We start from the raw sequence: 21,123 nt of genomic DNA on the forward strand, positions 1-21,123 counted from the left end.
TAGGAGAAAAGTGAATGTTTCGAATCGGGTATCGAACACTTAAGACTGGGATCGGCACAGCGGTTGCGATCAGCATTGCACAGTGGTTTCAGCTGGATAACTTTGTATCAGCCGGGATTTTGACGATACTGTGCATTCAGAATACGAAGAAGAAATCGGTTAACGCTTCATGGAGCCGTTTCCTGGCCTGTGTGATCGCCATGGTGATTTCGGCTGCGTTCTTTGAGTTCATTGCCTATCATCCTGCCGTAATCGGCTTGTTATTACTTGTATTCATTCCAATTACGGTAGCCCTGAATATCAAAGAAGGAATCGTCACCAGTTCCGTTATCATTTTACATATTTATTCGGCAGGTAACGTGACCCCCGGCCTTTTTCAAAATGAATTAGGAATCATTGTGATTGGGATCGGGATCGCTCTTATTATGAATTTGTATATGCCAAGTGTTGATAAAGAGATGATCGGATATCAAGAAAAGATCGAATCCAATTTTTATAAAATCTTTTGTGAAATGATCAACTACCTGCGAACAAATGATAGCCAATGGGATGGAAAAGAAATCACTGAAACAGAACAATTACTTAAAGAAGCGAAGACCATAGCATTCAAAGATGTTGAAAATCACTTTTTACGACATGAGAACTTATATTATTTGTATTTTAAAATGAGGGAAAAACAGTTCGAAATCCTACAGCGTATTTTACCGATTGCGACATCGATCTCATTGACGGTAGAACAGGGACATCGGATTGCAGAATTTCTGGATGAGCTCAGTGATCACATACATCCGGGAAACACGGCCCTGTTATATTTGAAAAAATTGTACGATATGAAAGTGGAGTTTGAACAGATGGATTTACCGAAGACGAGGGAAGAATTTGAAACCCGGGCCGCTCTCTATCAATTTGTTCAAGAGATGGAGCAGTATCTTCTTCTGAAAAGTTCGTTTAAAGGAATAAAGAAGGATGAAAATGATCAAAAGGAAGTAAACTACACCTAAAACACGAAAAAAGGTGATAGGATGCGTATACTTCTTGCCATTATCTTGTTCGCTTCTCCCATATGGCCACTTGGAAGGAATCCACTGCCCGGGGATCCGTTTATTATCGTGAACAAGGAAAATAATCAATTAGCCTACATGGACGACGGGAAGATTCAGCGCACATTCCCGGTAGGAACAGGGAAAACGACGACCCTCACCCCTGAAGGACTCTTTAATGTAACAGTCAAAGCCAAGAACCCTTATTATCGCAAGAAGAATATTCCCGGTGGAGACCCGCGGAATCCATTGGGTTCGAGATGGATCGGGTTTGACGCCTTGGGGACTGATGGAAGGATCTATGGAATCCATGGAACGAATCAACCTTCAAGCATAGGCAAATATATCTCAAATGGATGCATTCGAATGCACAACAAACATGTCGAATATCTGTTTGATCAGGTGCCGGTCGGAACAAAAGTTCTAGTCGTCAAATCGAACAAAAGCTTCTATCAGCTGGGAAAAGATCACGGTGCGATAAAATAAAAAGGATCTGCTAATCGACCCGGTCGAAAAGCAGATCCTTTATTTTTCTATTATAATAAGAAAGTCAGTCCCGCCATGATCGTCGATGCAATCATCGCAAATAACATGACAAATACAATTATTTTTTGTAATTTTTTATTACCCATTGTATCTCTCCATTCTTCATCTCACCTTAAAGAGGCGATTTTCAACTCTATTTTAACGTGAATAGTGAGAGAAAACAACCATAGGCATAAAAGAAAACGCTTTAATTATTCGCGGGATTAGGAGGGAATTCGACACCGTTTATCGAATACTATACGGGTGGAGCATGTAAACAACAGGGGGATGATAGGGATGAAAAAGGTAGACCATATCGGAATAGCAGTATCATCAATAGACAATGTTCTTCCATTTTATGAAGATACTCTTGGGCTTTCACTCGTCAAGGTCGAAGAAGTGGGAAATCAAGGTGTGAAAGTAGCATTTATTGATGGTGGAAATATTAAGCTTGAATTACTTGAACCATTACATAAAGAAAGTCCGATTGCCACATTCATCGAGAAAAAGGGAGAAGGCATTCACCATATTGCCTTTGGTGTCGAAGGAATTGAAGAACGAATCAAGGAACTGCAAGTGAGTGGAGTCCGGATGATCAACGAAACGCCAAAACCTGGGGCTGGCGGAGCTGCTGTTGCCTTCATGCATCCTAAGTCAGCTCACGGTGTACTATATGAACTATGTGATAAATCAAACATCAAGGGGGAGTAACATAATGGATATCTATGAAAAGATTAATGAATTGTATGATCGCAGAAGAGAAGTAGAATTAGGCGGCGGAGATAAAAAAATAGATAAGCAGCACGAAAAAGGAAAACTGACGGCGAGAGAACGAATCGATATTTTAGTGGATCCGGGCAGCTTTGTCGAGCTGAATCCATTCATTGAGCATCGCTGTTCAGACTTTGGACTGGATGGGGTTCAGGGCCCTGGAGATGGAGTCGTTACAGGTTATGGAAAAGTAAATGGAAAACCCATCTACTTATTTTCTCAGGATTTCACCGTATTTGGCGGCGCATTGGGGGAAATGCATGCAAAGAAGATTTCAAATGTCATGGACCTGGCAGTCAAAAATGGTGCGCCTTTCATTGGATTAAATGATTCTGGTGGTGCAAGAATTCAAGAAGGCGTCGTTTCTTTAGATGGATACGGACATATCTTCTATCGAAACTCCATTTATTCCGGAGTGATTCCACAAATCTCCGTGATTATGGGACCTTGCGCAGGAGGAGCGGTTTATTCACCGGCCATCACGGATTTTGTGTTTATGGTAGATGAAACGAGTCAAATGTTCATCACAGGACCTAAAGTAATTGAAACAGTCACGGGTGAGAAAATCAGCTCAGAAGATTTAGGCGGTGCGAAGGTCCATAACTCCATCAGCGGGAATGCTCATTTCAGAGGGAAAACGGAAGAAGAGGTGCTTCTCGAGGTTCGAAGACTATTAGCGTATTTACCCCAAAATAATGAGGAGAAGCCTCCTCGTTTGGAAGTGGATGAAGAAGATGATTATCGTGGAAATTTAACGGACCTGATTCCATTCGATGCTATCCGTCCGTACGACGTCCGCACGGTCATCAATGAAATTGTGGATGAAGACAGCTTTATGGAGGTCCAGAAAGAATTTGCGAAAAATATCGTCGTTGGACTGGCCCGTATCAAAGGAGAAGTCGTTGGCCTTGTCTGTAATCAGCCAAAATTCATGGCAGGAGGACTCGACATTGATTCCTCTGACAAAGCAGCCCGTTTTATCCGTTTCTGTGATTCCTTCAATATCCCATTGATCACCTTTGAAGATGTAACAGGCTTCTTTCCTGGAATCAAGCAGGAGCATGGCGGGATCATCCGTCACGGTGCGAAAATCCTCTATGCCTATTCAGAAGCGACGGTTCCAAAAATGACGGTGATTTTACGAAAAGCCTATGGAGGTGCTTATGTTGCCCTAAACAGTAAGTCCATCGGGGCTGATTTAGTTTTTGCATGGCCTAATGCAGAAATTGCCGTCATGGGTCCACAGGGAGCAGCGAATATTATTTTTGCAAGGGAAATTGCAGGCAGTGAGAATCCTGAACAGCTCCGGGAGCAGAAGATAGAAGAGTACCGTGAGAAATTCGCTAATCCATATGTGGCAGCGTCCCGTGGTATGGTGGATGACGTCATTGATCCTCGTGAAACCCGGATCAAATTGATTCAAGGGTTGGAAATGATGAGAAATAAACGAGAAGAGAGACCAAAGAAAAAGCACGGAAATATTCCATTGTAGAAGCGATACCATTTGTTGAACCGGCCTATTCACGCTATACTATAGAAGTGAATACATAATTGTGGAGGTCGACTAAATGATTAATCATGAACGTTTACTAAATGAATTCCTGGAATTGGTTCAAATCGATTCTGAGACGAAAGAAGAAGCGGAAATCGCGAAAGTACTAAAGCAGAAATTCTCTGACTTGGGTGTAGAGGTATTTGAAGATGACACGATGGGTGAAACGGGCCACGGTGCCGGAAACCTGATCTGTACGCTGAAAGGAAACAAAGAAGGCGTGGATACCATCTACTTCACTTCCCATATGGATACAGTTGTTCCTGCGAAAGGGGTTAAGCCGACTCTTAAAGATGATGGCTATATTTACTCTGACGGTACGACCATTCTTGGAGCCGATGATAAAGCGGGTCTTGCAACGATGCTTGAATCTGTACGAGTACTTAAAGAAAACAATATTTCTCACGGTGATATCCAGTTCATCATTACAGTAGGGGAAGAATCAGGATTAGTCGGAGCGAAAGCACTGGATTCAACTCTTGTAAAAGCGAAATACGGTTTCGCCCTAGATAGTGATGGGAAAGTCGGGAATATCATCGTGGCCGCTCCTACACAAGCGAAAGTGAGAGCGACGATATATGGGAAAACAGCACATGCCGGGGTAGCTCCTGAAAAAGGCGTTTCTGCCATCACGATTGCGGCTAAAGCGATTTCCAAAATGCCACTCGGCCGCATCGACGAAGAAACGACTGCAAACATCGGACGCTTTGAAGGTGGAAAAGCAACGAACATCGTATGTGAACAAGCGGATATTCTTGCAGAAGCACGTTCACTCGTCCCTGAAAAAATGGAAGCTCAAGTAGAGAAGATGAAAGCTGCATTCCAATCCGTAGCAGAAGAAATGGGCGGAAAAGCGGAAGTTGAAGTACAGGTGATGTATCCAGGCTTCAAGTTCAAAGACGGTGACGAAGTAGTCGAAGTGGCAAAACGCGCCGCGAAGAAAATCGGTCGTCCAAGCGAGCTTCTGACAAGCGGAGGCGGAAGTGACGCCAACGTCATCGCAGGTTTCGGAGTGCCGACCGTCAACTTGGCAGTAGGATACGAAGAAATCCATACAAAGAGCGAAAGAATGCCTGTTGAAGAACTGAACAAGCTCTCAGAAATGGTTGTAGCAATCATTCAGGAAGTAGCTGGGGAATAGAAAAGCGGAGGCGGCTTGCTCAGGCCCGACAAGCATAAGATGAATCTGGCGGAAAGGCGTTCTTTGCCTTTTTGCCAGATTTAGCTTATGACCTCGAGGGGCTAGCCGCCGGAGCTGGACAAAAAGAAAAGCGGAGGCGGCTTGCTCAGAGGCGACAAGCATAAGACGAACCTGCCGGAAAGGCGTCCTTTGCCTTTTTGGCAGGTTTGACTTATGACCTCGAGCCTCTAGCCGCCGGAGCTGGACAGCTCGTCGATACATTCAAATGTCCGCGTTCAAAGGTTCTCCCTTTGAACGCGGACATTTTCTTCTTTCACCTAACCTTTCTAAAATATGGTACATTAATAGTATACATATCAGAAGTTAAAGAGGGGACGTTATACAATGCCGAAAGTAGTTGTCTTTCATGCTGGAAAAGAAGAATATGCTCTACCGATTGAGAACGTAGTATCGATTGAAAAAGTGGAAGAAGTGAGAGCCATCCCTCATCTGCCTTCATTTGTACAGGGACTTGTAAAGGTCAGGGGAGAGCTGATCCCTGTCCTGGATTTAGCAAATATCCTTTATAACACGAATGCAGATGCCGAAACAGGAATGTTTCTTCTCGTCGTTCACACAGAAACAATGCAGATCGGTTTAGTCGTAAAGGAAGCGAAAGAAATTCTTGAAGTACCGAATGACTCCTTTACAAACGTAGGTTTACTTGCGTATTCAAAAACAAACTATTTCTCAGGAATCATCAATCTTGAAGACTCGCTCATCACCCAGATTGACCCCGATGTTTTAATAGAGAGTTTAGAAGGTATTAGAGAGATAAAGGATTACGTGAACGAGCAAAAAACCCATCAAAATTAGACAAAGAAAGCCGCGATTTAAATGAACTCACATTATCCAAAAAACGGACGAGTGATCCTTCATGTCGATATGAATAGCTTCTATGCCTCTGTTGAAATGGCTTTTGACCCAACATTGAGGGGCAAGCCATTAGCTATTGCCGGGAATCCCCAAGAGAGACGAGGCATTATCGTGACATGCAGCTACGAAGCGAGAAGCTTCGGAGTGAAAACGACAATGCCTCTTTGGGAAGCCAAAAAACTGTGCCCCGAGCTCATTATCATGACGCCTAACTTTGACCGTTACCGCGCAGCCTCCAAAGGAATATTTGATATCCTCAGACAATATTCAGTATTAGTGGAGCCCGTCTCGATTGATGAGGGATATCTGGATATCACGGACTCCTTTGAAAAAGGAACTCCGTTACAAATTGCGTCAGACATTCAATCCCAAATTAAAGGTCAACTCGATCTTCCCTGCAGCATCGGGGTGGCCCCTAACAAATTCCTGGCGAAAACCGCCTCAGATATGAAAAAGCCCATGGGAATCACCGTATTAAGAAAGCGTGATATCCCTGAGAAGCTTTGGCCCCTTCCTGTCATCGAAATGCACGGCATTGGACTGAAGACCGCCGAAAAGCTCAATTCGTTCGGTATTCATACCTGCCATGACCTCGCTCATGCGAATGATATACAGCTGAAGTCAGTGCTTGGAATCAATGGTCTACGTCTCAAAGAACGCGCCAACGGGATCGATAGGCGAAGCGTGGACCCTGATTCGATCTATGATTATAAAAGCGTTGGAAACTCCACTACTTTACCAAAGGATACAACGAACCAACACGAGCTGTTAATGGTTGTAGAGAAACTATGTGCAAAAGTGTCGTCACGCCTGCAGCAGAAAGACGTTCTGGGGATGACCATCCAGCTCATGATCAGGGATAAATTCAGAAAAACGATTACAAGAAGCAAGAAGCTGGAAAATCCGATTTATAAAAAAGAAGATTTATTTCATTATGCGAAAGACTTATTGTTGAAGCACTGGGATGGAGATCCCGTAAGACTTTTGGGGGTCACCGCCCAGGATATAGTGGAAAAGAGTGAAGCAACCGAACAGCTGGACCTATTCTCTTATAAAAAGGTAGCAGAAAAGGAGCCGCTTTATAATGTATTATCACAGCTTCAGGAAAAGTTCGGGAAAGATTCCATCTCCCAAGGAATAAAAGGGAAGAACAAGAAGAAGACCTTTGACTCTAAACAGGACACAAGCTTCAACAAAGATTTTCTGAGGGAATGACCCATGAAGAAAGAGGACACCTTAAGGTAGATAGCGAACACTTCAAACGGATTATTTGCATCACCACACTATTCTTGTTAGATTGAAATAGAGTGCGAAATACAGATTTTGAAAAACGAATCAACTGGAGTTTTCTACATAATGTTGGTGGTTTTAAAAAGATGAAAACCAGTATTCTATAAATGAAAGGATGTTAATTCATGTCACAAGAAATTGGTGTTATCGGTTTAGCCGTAATGGGTAAAAACTTAGCTTGGAATATTGAGAGCAGAGGGTATTCTGTTTCTGTATATAATCGCTCCCGTGAAAAAACGGATGAAATGATCAGTGAATCTAAAGGAAAGAATGTCGTTCCTACATATACGATTGAAGAATTCGTTAATTCCCTAGAAAAGCCTAGAAAGATCCTCTTGATGGTGAAGGCAGGAAATCCAACTGATGCAACCATTGAACAACTAAAGCCGTTCCTGGAAAAAGGGGACATTCTGATTGACGGAGGAAATACGTTCTTCGAAGATACGCGCCGCCGCAATCATGAACTAAGCGAATTAGGTATTCACTTTATTGGAACGGGTGTCTCCGGTGGAGAAGAAGGTGCTCTTACTGGTCCTTCCATCATGCCTGGTGGACAGAAGGAAGCGTACGACCTTGTCGCTCCTATCCTGAAAGATATTGCAGCTAAAGTCGATGGAGACCCTTGTACGACGTATATAGGTCCTGATGGCGCGGGTCACTATGTGAAAATGGTGCACAACGGCATCGAGTACGGAGATATGCAGCTGATTGCAGAATCGTACTTCCTGATGAAAAATGTCCTGGGCTTAAGTGCCGAGGAACTGCATGAAGTGTTTGCCGACTGGAATAAAGGCGAGCTTGATAGCTATCTCATCGAAATCACAGCAGATATCTTCACGAAGAAAGATGAGGAGACAGGAAAACCGATGGTCGATGTCATCCTGGATAAAGCAGGACAAAAGGGTACAGGAAAATGGACAAGCCAGAGTTCGTTAGACCTTGGTGTTTCCTTACCGATCATCACTGAGTCTGTCTTTGCCCGTTTCATCTCAGCCATTAAAGATGAACGTGTGAAAGCAAGCAAAATGCTGAAAGGGCCTGACACGAAACCATTCCAAGGCGATAAAAAAGCGTTGGTTGAATCAATCCGTAAAGCTCTTTACATGAGCAAGATTTGTTCGTATGCTCAAGGATTCGCACAAATGCGCTCTGCATCCGATGAGTACAAATGGGATCTCGAGTACGGGGATATCGCAATGATCTTCCGCGGAGGATGCATCATCCGTGCTCAATTCCTGCAAAAGATCAAAGAAGCTTACGACCGTGAATCAAATCTTTCAAACCTTCTATTAGATCCTTATTTCAAAGAGATCGTAGAAAGTTACCAATATGCACTTCGCGAAGTCATCAGCGTAGCCGTCCAAAATGGTGTACCGGTACCCGGCTTCTCTGCGGCACTGTCTTACTACGATAGCTACCGTACAGAAACCCTGCCTGCAAACCTGATCCAGGCTCAGCGTGATTACTTCGGTGCCCATACGTATGAGCGAGTGGACAAAGAAGGTACTTTCCATACTGAGTGGATGAAATAATCGAATGAGTATAGCCCCTTTCCTTTTAGGAGAGGGGTTTTTATTTTTGGAAAATTCTATGGAGAACATTAAAAGATATTAAATTATCAGAATTTTATCGTATGCGAGAGTTAGGATGTGTTACCATAATATTGCATTACGATAGGGAAGGAGAATGCTTAAAAAGAAATCAAAGGAATGAACTTTTGGTTAGTCAAGGATTGATTTCCAGTGCCCGCCATTGAAATAAGAAGAGAGCAAGAAACAATACTCATATGATCTGGAAGAGATCGATGAATGATGTTTCCATCAACTTTAGTTGGTGAGTTTATTAGAGCCGGAACATATTTTAATAGAACGATGAGGGGTTATGATGAAACCACAAATGATCAACATACAAAAGCGCATGAAAGAGTATGGAGTAACGGGATTAAGCATGGCAGTCATTGAGGGGGGCAGAATCAGCAGCACAGAATGCTTCGGGTTACTCGAAGCAGGAACGGATAAACGGGTGGAAAGTGATTCGATTTTCAGTGCCTGTTCAATCAGTAAATTTCTAACCTCCATGTTGGTCATGACCCTGACGGAACAAGGCATTCTGGATGTAGATGAGGATGTAAATAAAATGCTAACTTCATGGAAGGTCCCTCTACATGGATATAATGGAAACGTTACCTTAAGAAATCTACTTAGTCATCAGTCGGGGGTTGTCGATCCTGAAGGTAGCTTCATTGAACTCGATCCGAAATTCGGAACGCCGACGATGGTTGAGTTGTTACAAGGCAAAACCGCTTATTGTAAGGTCCCTATTGAATTGAAATATGAGCCTGAAAGCGACTTTCATTATTCTGATGCAGGCTTTTGTATCATTGAACTTTTGATAGAAGATGTTACAGGGAAACCTTTTTCGGAAGTCATGAGGGAACGTCTTTTTCAGCCATTACATATGAAAAATAGTACATTTAGTCCTCTATTTCAAAATGTCTCATGCGGTCATGCTAATGATGGAGAATTAGTGAATGACAAATATCCAATTTATCCGTATCCGGCCGCTTCCGGACTGTGGACAACCCCAACAGACCTATCCCTTGTAGTGGTTGAACTCGTGCATGCGTTAAAAGGGAAAAGCAAACTCAAAATTTCGTCCAGTAAAGCAGCTGAAATGATCCATCCACAAGGTGGTAAGGCATGGACTGGACTGGGGGTTTTCCTGGATCAAAACGACAAGGGGATCGAAATATCATCGCTTGGGTGGGGCGTCGGTTTTCAATGTATGATGGTGGCCTATCCTCAACTGGAAAGGGGGTTGGTCATCATGACCAATACAGACTTAGGTGTTCATCAATTAAAAGGGATCATTGGGGACGTGTACAGGGCTTTTATAAATGATTGATTAAAGGCATGGTCTTAAATTTTATTGGGAAGTAGGAACAGGGGAACACTGAGCTACACAAAAGGGGGAATCAAATTGGAGTTTGTCTTAAGAGAAGCGACCTTAGACGATTACGAAAAAATAAAACCAATCCATAAAGAGGTTCACGATCTCCATGTTTCAGGAAGACCCGATCGATATAATGCGACTGAACATACGTTGGACATGGATTACTATAAGGGGTTGATTATGAACGATGACGCGAGAGTGTTTGTAATCGATCATAAAGATGTCATCATCGCATTTACTTTTTTAAGAAAAAACGAAAGCCCTGACCGGGAAACCGTGGTAAAAAAAGATTATGTTTTCATGGAAGACTTTGGGGTTAACGAAAAATATAGAGAAAAAGGGTTAGGAAAACGAATGTTTACAAAAGCAGTAGAATTTACAAAGGAAATAGGGGCCGAGAGCCTGGAACTTGGTGTTTGGGAATTTAATAGTACGGCTATTCAGTTTTACGAATCAATGGGAATGAAAACACAGGCGAGAAAAATGGAAATAAAGGTACATGGATAAGACGCGTGAAAATTACCGAGAGTGAGCTTTCTTTAAAGGGAAGCTTCTTTTTTGAATTTAAGGATTGAGCTTATAGTGAGGATTTGAAATTTTCACATAGTAGAAAATAGGCGCATTTTTCAGCAAATCAAAAAAACGACTCCCTAGTATTCTAGAGAGTCGTTTTCGGATATCACCCGATCAATTCATCAAACAACAACACACGTGCAGGTGATGCATCGGTGTTGTCAATCTTTAGTGGAGCGGCAACCATGAAGTATTGGCCGGCTTCAACGTCTTTCAGTTGAAGTCCCTCCATGATGATGACTCCGCTTCCCATTAAACTTCGATGAGTAGGGTGTCCTTCCTGGGCTCTTTCGATACCAAGTGCATCGATTCCAACCCCTGAGATTTTTTTGTCTGCAAGGTACGCCGCTGCATCTTCTGCTACATAGATGAATTCAAAGTTGAATTCGGTATCCCATGAATTTTTTGTTTTAAAGAGGATGAAATCATTCTCTTCAATTTCTAACCCTTCGATATCTTTGAGGCTGATTTTCTCATCCACTTTTGTTAGGTCGAATACTTTAACGGGACGAACGAGCTGCTCGATATCGATCGTTTCGATTGTTTCACCGTCGTTGATCATGTGAAGGGGAGCATCAACATGTGTTCCTGTATGAACATCCATTGAGATGCGGGACTCTGTTACATGACCATTCGTTTTTGTATCGATTGTAGGTTGTTTTTCCGGTTTGTTCTTATAAACCGGCATTCCGTTAAAGATTGGGGCTGTTACATCATAAATTTTCATTGTTTCCACACCTTCCTTAGCATTGGTCTACGTCTAGATTCGCAATTGGCCACCAGTAGAAGCTATCTTTAGCCAGCAGGTTGTCGGCGGCTTTCGGACCCATTGATCCTGCTGCGTAGTTCGGGAATTCTCCGTCACGTGTATGTTCCCATACTTCAGAAATCTTATCGACGAATGCCCAGGATAACTTCACTTCATCCCAATGAGTGAAGTTGGTTGCATCCCCGCGCAGGCAATCCAATAGAAGCTTTTCGTATGCTTCCGGCGTGTTCATCCCGTCTACACTGGTGTTGGCAAAGTTTAGTTTTACAGGAGTCGTTTCAATGTTTTGTCCGGATTTTTTCACGTTTAAGTGAAGGGTGATTCCTTCTTCAGGCTGAATGTGAATCACTAATAAATTTGGTGCCAGTGGCTTGTCCGGATTGTAATACAGATTCATTGGAATATCTTTGAATTGGATGACGATTTTCGTTGACTTTGTTTCCATTCTCTTTCCTGTGCGGATGTAGAACGGAACTCCGGCCCAACGGAAGTTATCGATCATCAGTTTCCCGGCAACATACGTTTCGGTATTGGATTGATCATCCACGTTCTCTGCTTCGCGATAACCTGGCAGATCCTGATTACCGGAAGTTCCAGGCCCATATTGACCCCGCACGAAATAATCTTTCACTTCTTCATGTTCAAACGGACGCAGGGATCGTAATACACGGACTTTTTCACTACGGATTTCGTCTGTCGTCAATTTGATTGGAGGCTCCATGGCAAGTAGCGCAACCATTTGAAGCAGATGGTTTTGAACCATATCGCGAAGAGCCCCACTCTTTTCGTAATAGCGTCCACGATCTTCGACACCCAGCTCTTCAGAGGAAGTGACCTGGATATTGGAGATGTAACGGTTGTTCCATAGGGGTTCAAACATCGCATTGGCGAAGCGGATGACTTCGATGTTTTGAACCATTTCTTTTCCAAGATAGTGGTCGATACGATAAATTTGATCCTCAGAGAACGATTCGCGGATTTGGCTGTTCAGTTTTTCGGCTGAAGGCAGGTCGTGACCGAATGGTTTTTCGATGACCAGTCGTTGGAAACCGTTTGTATCGGTTACACCTTGATTCTTCAGTTGCTCTGTAATCGTTCCGAAGAATTCAGGAGCCATCGCCAGGTAGAAAACGCGATTTCCTTCTAATTCATATGTTTCATCCAGTTCATCAGAAAGATTCTTCAACGCTTTATATGAGTCACTGTTTGAAACATCATTCGGCTGATAGTAGAAATGAGAGACGAATTCATCTATGTTTTCGTTGCTGCCTAATGCTTTATGTACCGATGTTTTGACGTGTTCCTGGAACTCTTCATTCGACCATTCACGGCGTGCTACCCCTACAACGGCAAAACGCTTCGAAATTTTCCCTTTACGGAACAAGTGATAAAGAGATGGATAAAGCTTTCTTTTTGCTAAATCACCAGTGGCTCCAAAAATCGTAATGAGAGATGATGGTGCAGTTGAATTATTCAATGTCATGACCTCACTTTATCTTGTTGCTAGCTTATTTAATGTATGTCTTCTTATTTAATATCCTATACAATTACTTAATTTTAAAGACTTATGGTTCAATTAGCAAATTATATGCTGATGACTTTTTTTATTAAAAACATGAAAACGTTTTATGCAGAATCTCTACGTCATTATATTGGCTTTAATTCACGTTCTTATTACTCAATTATGTTTCAGGGGGTGATAATGCGGTATGGACGATGGGAGAGAAAGGTAAATAATCGTTGGATGTGCTAAAATAATGGCAGTATGGCTCATCATAGGAGTGAATAAGTTGGAACTATTATTTTTAGGAACCGGGGCTGGAGTACCCGCTAAACTCCGGAATGTAACCAGTATTGCTTTGAAATTATTAGAAGAACGCGGTGCGGTTTGGCTTTTTGATTGTGGGGAAGCAACGCAGCATCAAATTTTACATACTAGCTTGAAACCGAGAAGAATAGAGAAGATTTTCATCACCCACTTACACGGGGATCATATATACGGGCTGCCGGGATTATTAGGCAGCCGCTCCTTTCAAGGTGGAGAGTCCCAGCTTACGGTATATGGACCCAAGGGAATCAAAGAGTATATCCACGTGTCTCTATCAGTCAGCCGGACGCATCTTCTATATCCCCTTGAAGTGATCGAGATCGAAGAAGGGACCGTCTTTGAAGATGAAGGGTTTATTGTAGAGGCGAGGGGGCTGGATCATGCTCTTCCTACCTTCGGATACCGTGTGGTGGAAAAGGATAAACCGGGTGTCCTTCAAGTTGATCAATTACAGGAAAGAGGTATTCAACCGGGACCCGTCTACAAGAAATTAAAATTAGGTGAAGCTGTTCAGCTGGAGGACGGCACTGAACTCAATGGAGAGGATTTTCTTGGACCTTCGATTCCAGGACGGGTTGTCACGGTCCTTGGAGACACCAGGGTTTGTCCAAGTGCTGTCGATTTGGGAAGGTCAGCAGATGTACTCATTCATGAAGCGACCTTCAATCGGGATCAGGAGGAAATGGCCCGTGAATATTTCCATTCGACGACAAAGCAAGCAGGAGAGACAGCTTTACAAGCAGGGGCTAAATTGCTGTTTTTAACCCATATTTCTTCCCGATATGCAAAAGAGTCATGGGAAGAGTTGGAAAGGGAAGCAAGGGAAGTCTTTTCAGAATCCTATATCGCAAAAGATTTCATGGAGTACGTAATACCTGTAAGGAAGTGAGGGGAAGCAAATGAAGACGATTTATTTGGTGCGCCATGCGAAAGCCGAAGGGCAGCCTTTTCATTCTCCGTTAACGGAGGTGGGGAAACAGCAAGCGGTCGAATTGGCTGCATTTCTGGAAAGCCGATCGATTGAGGCAATCTATTCCAGTCCTTTTGTAAGAACCATAGATACTATATCACCATTTGCCAAACAGACCGGATTAACGATTCAAGAAGACGATCGCTTGGGAGAAAGAGTATTAAGTGATCGGGAGCTTCCTGATTGGATGGAAAAGTTAAAGGATAGCTTTGATGACTTTTCTCTTGTTTTACCTGGTGGAGAATCGAATGACCAGGCAATGGAGAGAGCAAGGTCTTTTATAGAAAACGTATTAGAAAAAGAAGAAGATCATGTGGTGTGTGTGAGTCATGGAAACTTAACGACGCTGCTTTTGAAATTATTTGATGAGAAATACGGATATGATGAGCTGCTTGCACTTTCCAATCCTGATGTTTATGTAGTAAAAGTCGAAGAAGACGAGGCAATTGTTCAACGGATCTGGGAGTAAGTTCATAGAGGAAAAGGGGAGTAAGAATGAAGGAAATCACATTTGACCATATTTATAATCCAGGTCATGAAATAGGAGAGAATGATCTCTATAAACATATTCATTTTCCAGAAATGTTAACAAGGTATGATAGTAACTTTCTTGAACTCAAAAAGCATCCAACCCTGGCTGAATTTAAAGAGGCTGCTCACTTTTTAAGAGAATTTCATCAATCAAAAGGGCAAAAGCATGTGAAATTTTATTTTCCCCGGGATACAAAACCAACAGATGAGTTTATGGATTATTTTAAACGTGAAGGGTATGAATCAGGATTTAATGAACTATACAGTATAGAACCTGGTCAATTTCCTTCTATAGAAGACAATCCTGATATTGAAGTGAAAGTGGTGACCGACAGGGAATTGGATGCGTACCTGGCATTTCAATATAGGGAGGATCTTGAATACGGTGAAGCCTTCGCAAATCAAAAGGTCGATATGCATAAGAGGAATTTTCAAAATCCCCGTTTGATGCAGCTCCTCGCTTTCGATAAGGGGACCCCGGCCGGATCCGTGGATGTGATCATTGAAGACGGGACAGCAGAAATCGATGGACTGATGGTTCATGAATCGTTTCAAAAGAAGGGCATCGGCAGCAGGCTGCAACAGTTCGTCATGAGACAGTTCCCAGAAAAAACCGTGATTCTGGTAGCGGATGGAGAGGACACACCGAGATTGATGTATCAAAAACAAAACTACCGTTGTTTAGGGTTCAGGTATGAAGTCCAAAAAGTGTATGAATAAAATAAGAGAGCTGCACGCCCGTTGGCATGCAGCTCTCTTATTAAGTCTGACAAAACATTCCTTACCAGGCGCGATCATACTGCTTAGGCGCTTCGATCTCTACACCCAGGTCTTTGGCTGCCGTCCTTGGCCAGTATGGGTCACGAAGTAATTCACGAGCGAGTAAGACGAGGTCGGCACGGTCGTTTTGTAGGATTTCTTCTGCCTGAATGCCTGTCGTAATCAGCCCGACTGCACCTGTATCGATCTTCGCTTCTTTTTTAATGGTTTCAGCAAGCTTCACCTGATAACCAGGGAAGACCGGGATTCGCGCGGGTACGACGGCACCGGAGCTTACATCGATCAGATCGACTCCTTGTTCCTTCATCCATTGGGCGAATACCACATAGTCTTCAACGTCCAATCCATCTTGGTTATAATCTTTGGCCGAAACACGAACAAGGAGAGGTCCGTCCCATACTTGTTGAATTCCGTCGATGACTTCACGAAGGAAGCGGTAACGGTTCTCAGCAGATCCACCGTATTCGTCCGTACGTTTATTGGAAAGCGGGGACAGGAATTCGTTGATGAGATATCCATGTGCCCCGTGAATCTCAATCACATCAAAGCCCGCTTTCTTCGCTCTTTCGGCTCCTTTGATGAAGGCATTGATCGTCTCTTTAATATCATTCGCCGTCATTTCTACAGGTGTTTTCATCTCATCGTTGAACGGGATGGCAGATGGAGCAAGAATATCTCCTTCGAGTACGGCCTTTCTTCCTGCATGAGCAAGTTGAATACCTGTCTTCGCACCCTGTTCTTTGATTAACTCCACTAACTCTCTTAATCCTTCAATATGCCCGTCATCCCAAATCCCTAAATCTTGAGGGGAGATTCTTCCTTGGGGCGTGACAGCTGTAGCTTCCTGAATGATGAGCCCAACGCCTCCCACTGCACGGCTTGTATAATGAGTACGATGCCAGTTCTCGACTTTTCCGTCTTCGTTATGAGAAGAATACATGCACATAGGTGCCATGACAATTCGATTCTTCAGTTCCACATCTTTAAGCGTATATGGTTGAAATAGCTTTGCGTTCATTTCTGATCACCTTCCATGACGTGGTATTTATTTCGGGTTTCTAAATAGTACTACACATGAATTATAACAACACCTTTTTTGTTAGAAAAGAAATGTGCTTTACTTTCTTCTCTGCTTCAGTTCCTTATACGAATAAACCGTTCCACGCCATTCGATTCCGCCTCGTTTAAAGGTTAAAAACGTAGCTCGTCCAATGGAATAGATAAATAATAGGGCTGTTACAGGTAATGCAAGAAAAAGAAGAGGAGACTCATTCGTCATCTGCTTTATGACTTTGAAATAAGTGATGCCAATGAATAAAATGATCAATAGACTCACGATTCGAATGGGAGGTGACGCTGAAAAAATCGTGATGAAAGGGAGTACCGTAGAGCAGAAGATTCCAAACATGGCAAACACAACGAGCAGCATGGAATAATGCAGGCCGGCAAATGTATTTTTTTCCAATCCGTTGAAGGCTTCTTTCAAGGATCGATACCATTCCACTTCCAGATGCTGAAGGGCCGTGAGGAAAAATTGTTTTTTATGGTGTTTCTTTATCTGAACCCCCAGCTGCAGATCATCATCGGGCATATCCTTAATGGCTTCGTGAGTACCGATTTCCTCATAAGCCGGTCGGGTGATGAGGTTGAAGGCTCCAATGCCCATACCTGTCTTAGAGGAGGGATCGTTCGCTTTCCAGGGTCTTTTATAAAAAGAGAAACCAAATAAGAAAAAAGCCACAAAGCTCTTTAACCAAAAGGATCCCGATCGAATATTAGGAGCCAGTGTAACGTGGTCCAGTTTCTGTGAATGAAGAAAGGACACCGCTCTGGATAAGATGGTGGGGTCCTTAAAGATGATGTCGGCATCGGTGAAAAGGATCAGGTCTCCTTTTGCCATTTGATACCCTTTATACAATGCCTTATTTTTTCCCAGCCATCCCTGTTCCAGTGAGTCGATATGAAGTACGCTGATTCGTTTATCCAATTCGGCCAAAGCTTCAAGCTTTTCAGGAGTTCCATCTGTTGAACGATCATTGACTAAGATCCATTCAATTTGGTGATAGTCCTGTTTCAGCTGCGACAGGATGCTGTCTGTTATCGTGTCTTCTTCGTTTCTCGCCGGTACGATGACAGACAGGAGCGGCCCTTGAACTGTATAGGAAAATTCTTGAATGGAAGAGAGCTTTGATAAGCCCCTCCACACATCAATGGTAAGAACCAGCCAGACCGCAAGTACAGTGTAAAGTAGAATGAGTAGGGAAATCATTGTGCCGACCTTCTTTTTTGCATTGATTGTATCAATGGAAATTGACATTTGCGAATGATGATGGGTTTTCACCTTATTTTTTCACAGATTGTTTTTTTAATTCCTTCCCAAGAACTTCAGAACGGTTTTTCGCAGATGAGACACATTGGAAAAAGGCATCTCTAACCTGGTAATCTTCCAATGTGGTGATTCCCGCCTCTGTCGTTCCACCTGGACTGGTCACGTTTCTCCTTAATTCCCGGGCTTCCAAACCGGATTCTGCAAGCATTGCACTTGCCCCTGCAATCGTTTGGGTAACGAGGCTTTTAGCGAGTTCCTCCTGCAGACCTAACTCTACTGCCGCATTCTTAAGTAATTCAGCTACATAATAAATATAAGCAGGTCCGCTGCCTGATAGAGCCGTTATAAGGTCTAATTGTTCTTCCGCTACTTCCACTGCTGTTCCTACGGATTGGAATAATGTTGTCGTCCATTCTTTCTGGGAGTCAGAGAGGTACCGGTTGAACGATACTGCCGTAGCTGATTTTCCCATGGCCGCACTGGTATTGGGCATGGCTCTTGCAATGGCTCCGTTAAAGGAAAGTTTGTCGCTAATATGTTCCATGGTGATCCCTGCTAATACAGAAATGACCACCGTATCCCTTGAAAGGTGGGTCCTGATAGAATCTGCTGCCTCATGAAAGTCTTTTGGTTTCATGGCCAGAATGACGACGTCGTATGGTGAATCATGTTCTACATGACGCACACCGAATTCGTGCACGATTTCGTTTAAACGCTCTTGGTTGGCCCGATTGGTAACATGCACTTTTTCATTCATCAGGACCCCGGCTTTCAGAGCTCCACTCATTAAAGCGTAAGCCATCGACCCTGCTCCAATAAACAATGTCTTCATTCGTTCATTCCTCCTCCGTAATTTCCGAAAAAAAAACAGACCCTCTCATCCATAAAGGACGAAAGGGTCTGCTTCCGTGGTACCACCTTGTTTTGTTCATTCCTCACTGGACGAAACGAACACACTTCACTTCCATGTAACGCTGGAAAAACGTTCTGCTTTAAGACGCTCAAAAGGCAGGTTCACAAATAGAGGGGATGACGGTGCCTTTCAGCCGGTGGGCACCGATCTCTAACATCATCTATTCATTACTAGTCTTTATCATCGCTTTTTCTTTTATCATTATGTAAGGTGACTTTTCAATGGTAAACGTATATTATAGGTGATTATCATAGAAAGACAGCTTATCTGTCAAGTGATTATTTCAGTATATTCAATCATTTTAAAAATGACATTTGTTTGGAAAAAATGTACACTATTAAATGAAGGGTCATTCATTTTTTGTTAACATCAAAGAAATGAATTGGTGAGGGCATGTCGTTTTGGCTGCCTACCCTTTTATTATGGAGAATGTGGTGAATTTATGACAACTTTAGTGAATAATATGGCAAAAATTACTCTATCAACTCCTTTTGCCGTTGGAGATGTGAATGTGTATTTGGTTAAAGGGGACGCCTTGACATTGGTGGACGCAGGGCCCCTTACAGATACAGCCTGGGTACAGTTGACCGAGCAATTATCCCTTTTGGGGTATACACCTCAAGATATTGAACAAATTGTTCTGACCCATCATCATCCCGATCACGCGGGGCTCCTTGATCGGTTTTCTTCCTCCGTCAAAATATATGGTCATCCCTATAACAAGTTTTGGCTGAATCGCAACGAATATTTTCATGAAGTGTATGATCGCTTCTTCCTTCAATTGGCGATAGAATCTGGTTTACCTCAAGAGTATCTTCGAGCAATTCATAAATTTAAGAGTCCTTTGAAATTTATGGGGAACCGAAAACTGGATATTGAAATAAAGGAAGGGGACGTCATACCCGGAATGGAAGACTGGACGATCATTGAAACGTTAGGGCATGCTCAGAGTCACTTATCCTTTTACCGGGAGAGTGATGGTGTTCTGATAGCCGGAGATCATATACTCGCGAATATTTCTCCTAACCCACTCATTGAACCTCCTTTTGAAGGGGAGCCGGAACGTTCAAAGCCATTGCTTCAATACAATGAGTCTTTGAAAAAGTTATTGTCTATTCCCATTTCCCTTGCCTATACAGGTCATGGGGACAATATTACGGATGTTCATGGATTAATTCCCAGGAGATTAGGGAAACAGGATGAAAGAGCACGCGGGGTACTCGAAATGATCAAAGGTAACCGTCTGACCGTATTCGACATCTGTAAGACACTATTTCCTTCCGTCTATCAAAAGGAACTGGGCCTGACACTGTCTGAAACAATCGGACAATTGGATTATCTTGAATCACTTCACTACATAAAGAAAGAATCGCACGAAGGAATCTATTATTATTTTGCCTAGAAAGATGGGACGAGACATGAACAGTAGAATAAAAGGAAAAACCATTGTCATTACCGGTGCCTCTGGAGGAATCGGGGAACAAATGGCCATAAAAGTAGCGGAAAGCGGCGGTAATCTCGCCTTGATTGCGCGTCGCGTCCATCTGCTTGAAGCATTAAAAGAAAAGCTCATAACCGAATACCATTGTAAGGTGGAAGTGTACCCGTTAAATGTAACGGATTACGACGAAATCCCACGCACCTTCAACACCATCCTGAAGGACTTTGGAGCGATTCATGCCTTGATCAATAACGCAGGCTATGGAATATTTCAGGAAGCACATGAAACATCATTCCAGGATGTAAAGGGAATGATGGACGTGAATGTTCTTGGACTTATGGCATGTACGGGAGAAGTCCTTCCTTATATGCGTCAACAAGGTTCCGGTCATATCATCAACATTGCCTCTCAGGCAGGTAAGTTCGCTTCGCCAAAGTCGAGTGCGTACTCTGCCTCTAAGCATGCTGTACTGGGATATACGAACAGTTTAAGGATGGAAGCGAAAAGGTACGGTGTGACGGTGACTGCGGTGAATCCCGGGCCGATCGCCACAGACTTTTTCTCCATTGCCGATGAATCCGGGACGTATGTGAAGAATGTAGAAAAGTTTATGCTTGATCCGGCACATGTCGCTCAAAAAGTCGTAGAAGCCCTTTTTACCAATAGGAGAGAAATCAATCTGCCGCGATGGATGAATATGGGAAGTGTCATCTATCAATTATTCCCATCTTTTGTCGAAAAAGTAGGAAATAACCTTTTCTTCAAAAAATAGTGAAACTAAATCATGCTCTCATTCGTCTAAT

The 21,123-nt window shown here is 43.0% G+C and carries 21 protein-coding genes and 1 other annotated feature; of the genes, 15 read left to right on the forward strand and 6 right to left on the reverse strand.

The genetic code is table 11. The features are described from left to right. Positions 1-14 precede the first annotated feature (14 nt). Positions 15-1,001: an aromatic acid exporter family protein gene (locus DET59_RS00100; RefSeq protein WP_113967534.1), complete on the forward strand. Its 987-nt coding sequence runs from the start codon at positions 15-17 to the stop codon at positions 999-1,001. A 21-nt stretch (positions 1,002-1,022) separates the two neighbouring features. Further along, on the forward strand, positions 1,023-1,526 hold the full coding sequence (locus tag DET59_RS00105) for a L,D-transpeptidase (protein WP_113967535.1): 504 nt from the start codon (positions 1,023-1,025) through the stop codon (positions 1,524-1,526). Positions 1,527-1,576: 50 nt separating this feature from the next. Here the strand turns inward: DET59_RS00105 and prli42 are convergent, their stop codons facing one another. Then, positions 1,577-1,672: a stressosome-associated protein Prli42 gene (gene prli42, locus DET59_RS21455; protein WP_148969555.1), complete on the reverse strand. Its 96-nt coding sequence runs from the start codon at positions 1,670-1,672 to the stop codon at positions 1,577-1,579. A 190-nt stretch (positions 1,673-1,862) separates the two neighbouring features. Here prli42 and mce point away from each other — a divergent pair, with 190 nt between their 5' ends. From mce to DET59_RS00145, 8 genes are all read left to right on the forward strand, one after another. Then, a complete protein-coding gene (gene mce, locus DET59_RS00110; RefSeq protein ID WP_113967537.1) occupies positions 1,863-2,276 on the forward strand; it encodes a methylmalonyl-CoA epimerase in 414 nt (137 codons plus the stop codon). Positions 2,277-2,280: 4 nt separating this feature from the next. Further along, complete coding sequence (locus DET59_RS00115; RefSeq protein WP_113967538.1) at positions 2,281-3,828, forward strand: acyl-CoA carboxylase subunit beta; 1,548 nt, start codon at positions 2,281-2,283, stop codon at positions 3,826-3,828. Between the two features lie 76 nt (positions 3,829-3,904). Continuing rightward, a complete protein-coding gene (locus DET59_RS00120; protein ID WP_113967540.1) occupies positions 3,905-5,029 on the forward strand; it encodes a tripeptidase T in 1,125 nt (374 codons plus the stop codon). A gap of 384 nt (positions 5,030-5,413) precedes the next feature. Beyond that, complete coding sequence (locus DET59_RS00125) at positions 5,414-5,884, forward strand: chemotaxis protein CheW (RefSeq protein ID WP_113967542.1); 471 nt, start codon at positions 5,414-5,416, stop codon at positions 5,882-5,884. A gap of 21 nt (positions 5,885-5,905) precedes the next feature. After that, positions 5,906-7,159: a DNA polymerase IV gene (locus tag DET59_RS00130; RefSeq protein ID WP_113967544.1), complete on the forward strand. Its 1,254-nt coding sequence runs from the start codon at positions 5,906-5,908 to the stop codon at positions 7,157-7,159. A 200-nt stretch (positions 7,160-7,359) separates the two neighbouring features. Then, positions 7,360-8,766, forward strand: coding sequence for an NADP-dependent phosphogluconate dehydrogenase (gene gndA, locus DET59_RS00135; protein ID WP_113967546.1), 1,407 nt, complete (start codon positions 7,360-7,362; stop codon positions 8,764-8,766). Between the two features lie 352 nt (positions 8,767-9,118). Next, on the forward strand, positions 9,119-10,138 hold the full coding sequence (locus tag DET59_RS00140) for a serine hydrolase domain-containing protein (RefSeq protein WP_113967547.1): 1,020 nt from the start codon (positions 9,119-9,121) through the stop codon (positions 10,136-10,138). 75 nt (positions 10,139-10,213) lie between these two features. Continuing rightward, positions 10,214-10,693, forward strand: a complete 480-nt coding sequence (locus tag DET59_RS00145) for a GNAT family N-acetyltransferase (RefSeq protein ID WP_181778005.1) — start codon at positions 10,214-10,216, stop codon at positions 10,691-10,693. Positions 10,694-10,865: 172 nt separating this feature from the next. Here the strand turns inward: DET59_RS00145 and DET59_RS00150 are convergent, their stop codons facing one another. Together DET59_RS00150 and zwf are read right to left on the reverse strand one after the other, a co-directional pair. Then, positions 10,866-11,486, reverse strand: coding sequence for a cyclase family protein (locus DET59_RS00150; RefSeq protein WP_113967551.1), 621 nt, complete (start codon positions 11,484-11,486; stop codon positions 10,866-10,868). Between the two features lie 16 nt (positions 11,487-11,502). After that, complete coding sequence (zwf, locus tag DET59_RS00155; RefSeq protein WP_397540904.1) at positions 11,503-13,005, reverse strand: glucose-6-phosphate dehydrogenase; 1,503 nt, start codon at positions 13,003-13,005, stop codon at positions 11,503-11,505. A gap of 313 nt (positions 13,006-13,318) precedes the next feature. Here zwf and rnz point away from each other — a divergent pair, with 313 nt between their 5' ends. The 3 genes from rnz to DET59_RS00170 are packed head-to-tail and all read left to right on the forward strand — an operon-like array spanning position 13,319 to position 15,577. Further along, positions 13,319-14,245 (forward strand): ribonuclease Z, encoded by a 927-nt coding sequence (gene rnz, locus DET59_RS00160; protein WP_113967554.1) that lies wholly within the window; start codon positions 13,319-13,321, stop codon positions 14,243-14,245. A 10-nt stretch (positions 14,246-14,255) separates the two neighbouring features. Beyond that, positions 14,256-14,795 (forward strand): histidine phosphatase family protein, encoded by a 540-nt coding sequence (locus tag DET59_RS00165; protein ID WP_113967556.1) that lies wholly within the window; start codon positions 14,256-14,258, stop codon positions 14,793-14,795. Between the two features lie 26 nt (positions 14,796-14,821). After that, positions 14,822-15,577 carry a GNAT family N-acetyltransferase gene (locus DET59_RS00170; RefSeq protein WP_113967557.1) on the forward strand — a complete coding sequence of 252 codons (756 nt, stop codon included), beginning with the start codon at positions 14,822-14,824 and terminating at the stop codon, positions 15,575-15,577. A gap of 61 nt (positions 15,578-15,638) precedes the next feature. Here the strand turns inward: DET59_RS00170 and namA are convergent, their stop codons facing one another. The 3 genes from namA to proC form a co-directional block, all read right to left on the reverse strand. Next, a complete protein-coding gene (namA, locus tag DET59_RS00175) occupies positions 15,639-16,655 on the reverse strand; it encodes an NADPH dehydrogenase NamA (protein ID WP_113967559.1) in 1,017 nt (338 codons plus the stop codon). A gap of 99 nt (positions 16,656-16,754) precedes the next feature. Beyond that, positions 16,755-17,906, reverse strand: coding sequence for a glycosyltransferase (locus DET59_RS00180; RefSeq protein WP_113968008.1), 1,152 nt, complete (start codon positions 17,904-17,906; stop codon positions 16,755-16,757). Positions 17,907-17,979: 73 nt separating this feature from the next. Further along, positions 17,980-18,798 (reverse strand): pyrroline-5-carboxylate reductase, encoded by an 819-nt coding sequence (proC, locus tag DET59_RS00185; RefSeq protein WP_113967561.1) that lies wholly within the window; start codon positions 18,796-18,798, stop codon positions 17,980-17,982. 51 nt (positions 18,799-18,849) lie between these two features. Beyond that, positions 18,850-19,072, reverse strand: a binding site (T-box leader). A 249-nt stretch (positions 19,073-19,321) separates the two neighbouring features. Here proC and DET59_RS00190 point away from each other — a divergent pair. After that, a complete protein-coding gene (locus DET59_RS00190; RefSeq protein ID WP_113967563.1) occupies positions 19,322-20,281 on the forward strand; it encodes an MBL fold metallo-hydrolase in 960 nt (319 codons plus the stop codon). A 16-nt stretch (positions 20,282-20,297) separates the two neighbouring features. Further along, the gene (locus DET59_RS00195; RefSeq protein ID WP_113967567.1) at positions 20,298-21,092 is read left to right on the forward strand and encodes an SDR family NAD(P)-dependent oxidoreductase; all 795 of its coding nucleotides are present in this window, start codon (positions 20,298-20,300) and stop codon (positions 21,090-21,092) included. Positions 21,093-21,123 lie beyond the last annotated feature (31 nt).

The organism is Rossellomorea aquimaris (assembly GCF_003315075.1).
In the GTDB taxonomy this organism is placed as follows: domain Bacteria; phylum Bacillota; class Bacilli; order Bacillales; family Bacillaceae_B; genus Rossellomorea; species Rossellomorea aquimaris_C.

Coding starts and splice junctions, on each gene's coding strand:
- DET59_RS00115 (WP_113967538.1), top strand. CDS start 2,281: ATGGATATCTATGAAAAGATTAATGAATTGTATGATCGCAGAAGAGAA.
- DET59_RS00190 (WP_113967563.1), top strand. CDS start 19,322: ATGACAACTTTAGTGAATAATATGGCAAAAATTACTCTATCAACTCCT.
- DET59_RS00180 (WP_113968008.1), bottom strand. CDS start 17,906: ATGATTTCCCTACTCATTCTACTTTACACTGTACTTGCGGTCTGGCTG.
- gndA (WP_113967546.1), top strand. CDS start 7,360: ATGTCACAAGAAATTGGTGTTATCGGTTTAGCCGTAATGGGTAAAAAC.
- DET59_RS00120 (WP_113967540.1), top strand. CDS start 3,905: ATGATTAATCATGAACGTTTACTAAATGAATTCCTGGAATTGGTTCAA.
- DET59_RS00170 (WP_113967557.1), top strand. CDS start 14,822: ATGAAGGAAATCACATTTGACCATATTTATAATCCAGGTCATGAAATA.
- DET59_RS00165 (WP_113967556.1), top strand. CDS start 14,256: ATGAAGACGATTTATTTGGTGCGCCATGCGAAAGCCGAAGGGCAGCCT.
- DET59_RS00105 (WP_113967535.1), top strand. CDS start 1,023: ATGCGTATACTTCTTGCCATTATCTTGTTCGCTTCTCCCATATGGCCA.
- DET59_RS00140 (WP_113967547.1), top strand. CDS start 9,119: ATGAAACCACAAATGATCAACATACAAAAGCGCATGAAAGAGTATGGA.
- DET59_RS00125 (WP_113967542.1), top strand. CDS start 5,414: ATGCCGAAAGTAGTTGTCTTTCATGCTGGAAAAGAAGAATATGCTCTA.
- namA (WP_113967559.1), bottom strand. CDS start 16,655: ATGAACGCAAAGCTATTTCAACCATATACGCTTAAAGATGTGGAACTG.
- DET59_RS00130 (WP_113967544.1), top strand. CDS start 5,906: ATGAACTCACATTATCCAAAAAACGGACGAGTGATCCTTCATGTCGAT.
- prli42 (WP_148969555.1), bottom strand. CDS start 1,672: ATGGGTAATAAAAAATTACAAAAAATAATTGTATTTGTCATGTTATTT.
- mce (WP_113967537.1), top strand. CDS start 1,863: ATGAAAAAGGTAGACCATATCGGAATAGCAGTATCATCAATAGACAAT.
- DET59_RS00195 (WP_113967567.1), top strand. CDS start 20,298: ATGAACAGTAGAATAAAAGGAAAAACCATTGTCATTACCGGTGCCTCT.
- proC (WP_113967561.1), bottom strand. CDS start 18,798: ATGAAGACATTGTTTATTGGAGCAGGGTCGATGGCTTACGCTTTAATG.
- DET59_RS00100 (WP_113967534.1), top strand. CDS start 15: ATGTTTCGAATCGGGTATCGAACACTTAAGACTGGGATCGGCACAGCG.
- DET59_RS00150 (WP_113967551.1), bottom strand. CDS start 11,486: ATGAAAATTTATGATGTAACAGCCCCAATCTTTAACGGAATGCCGGTT.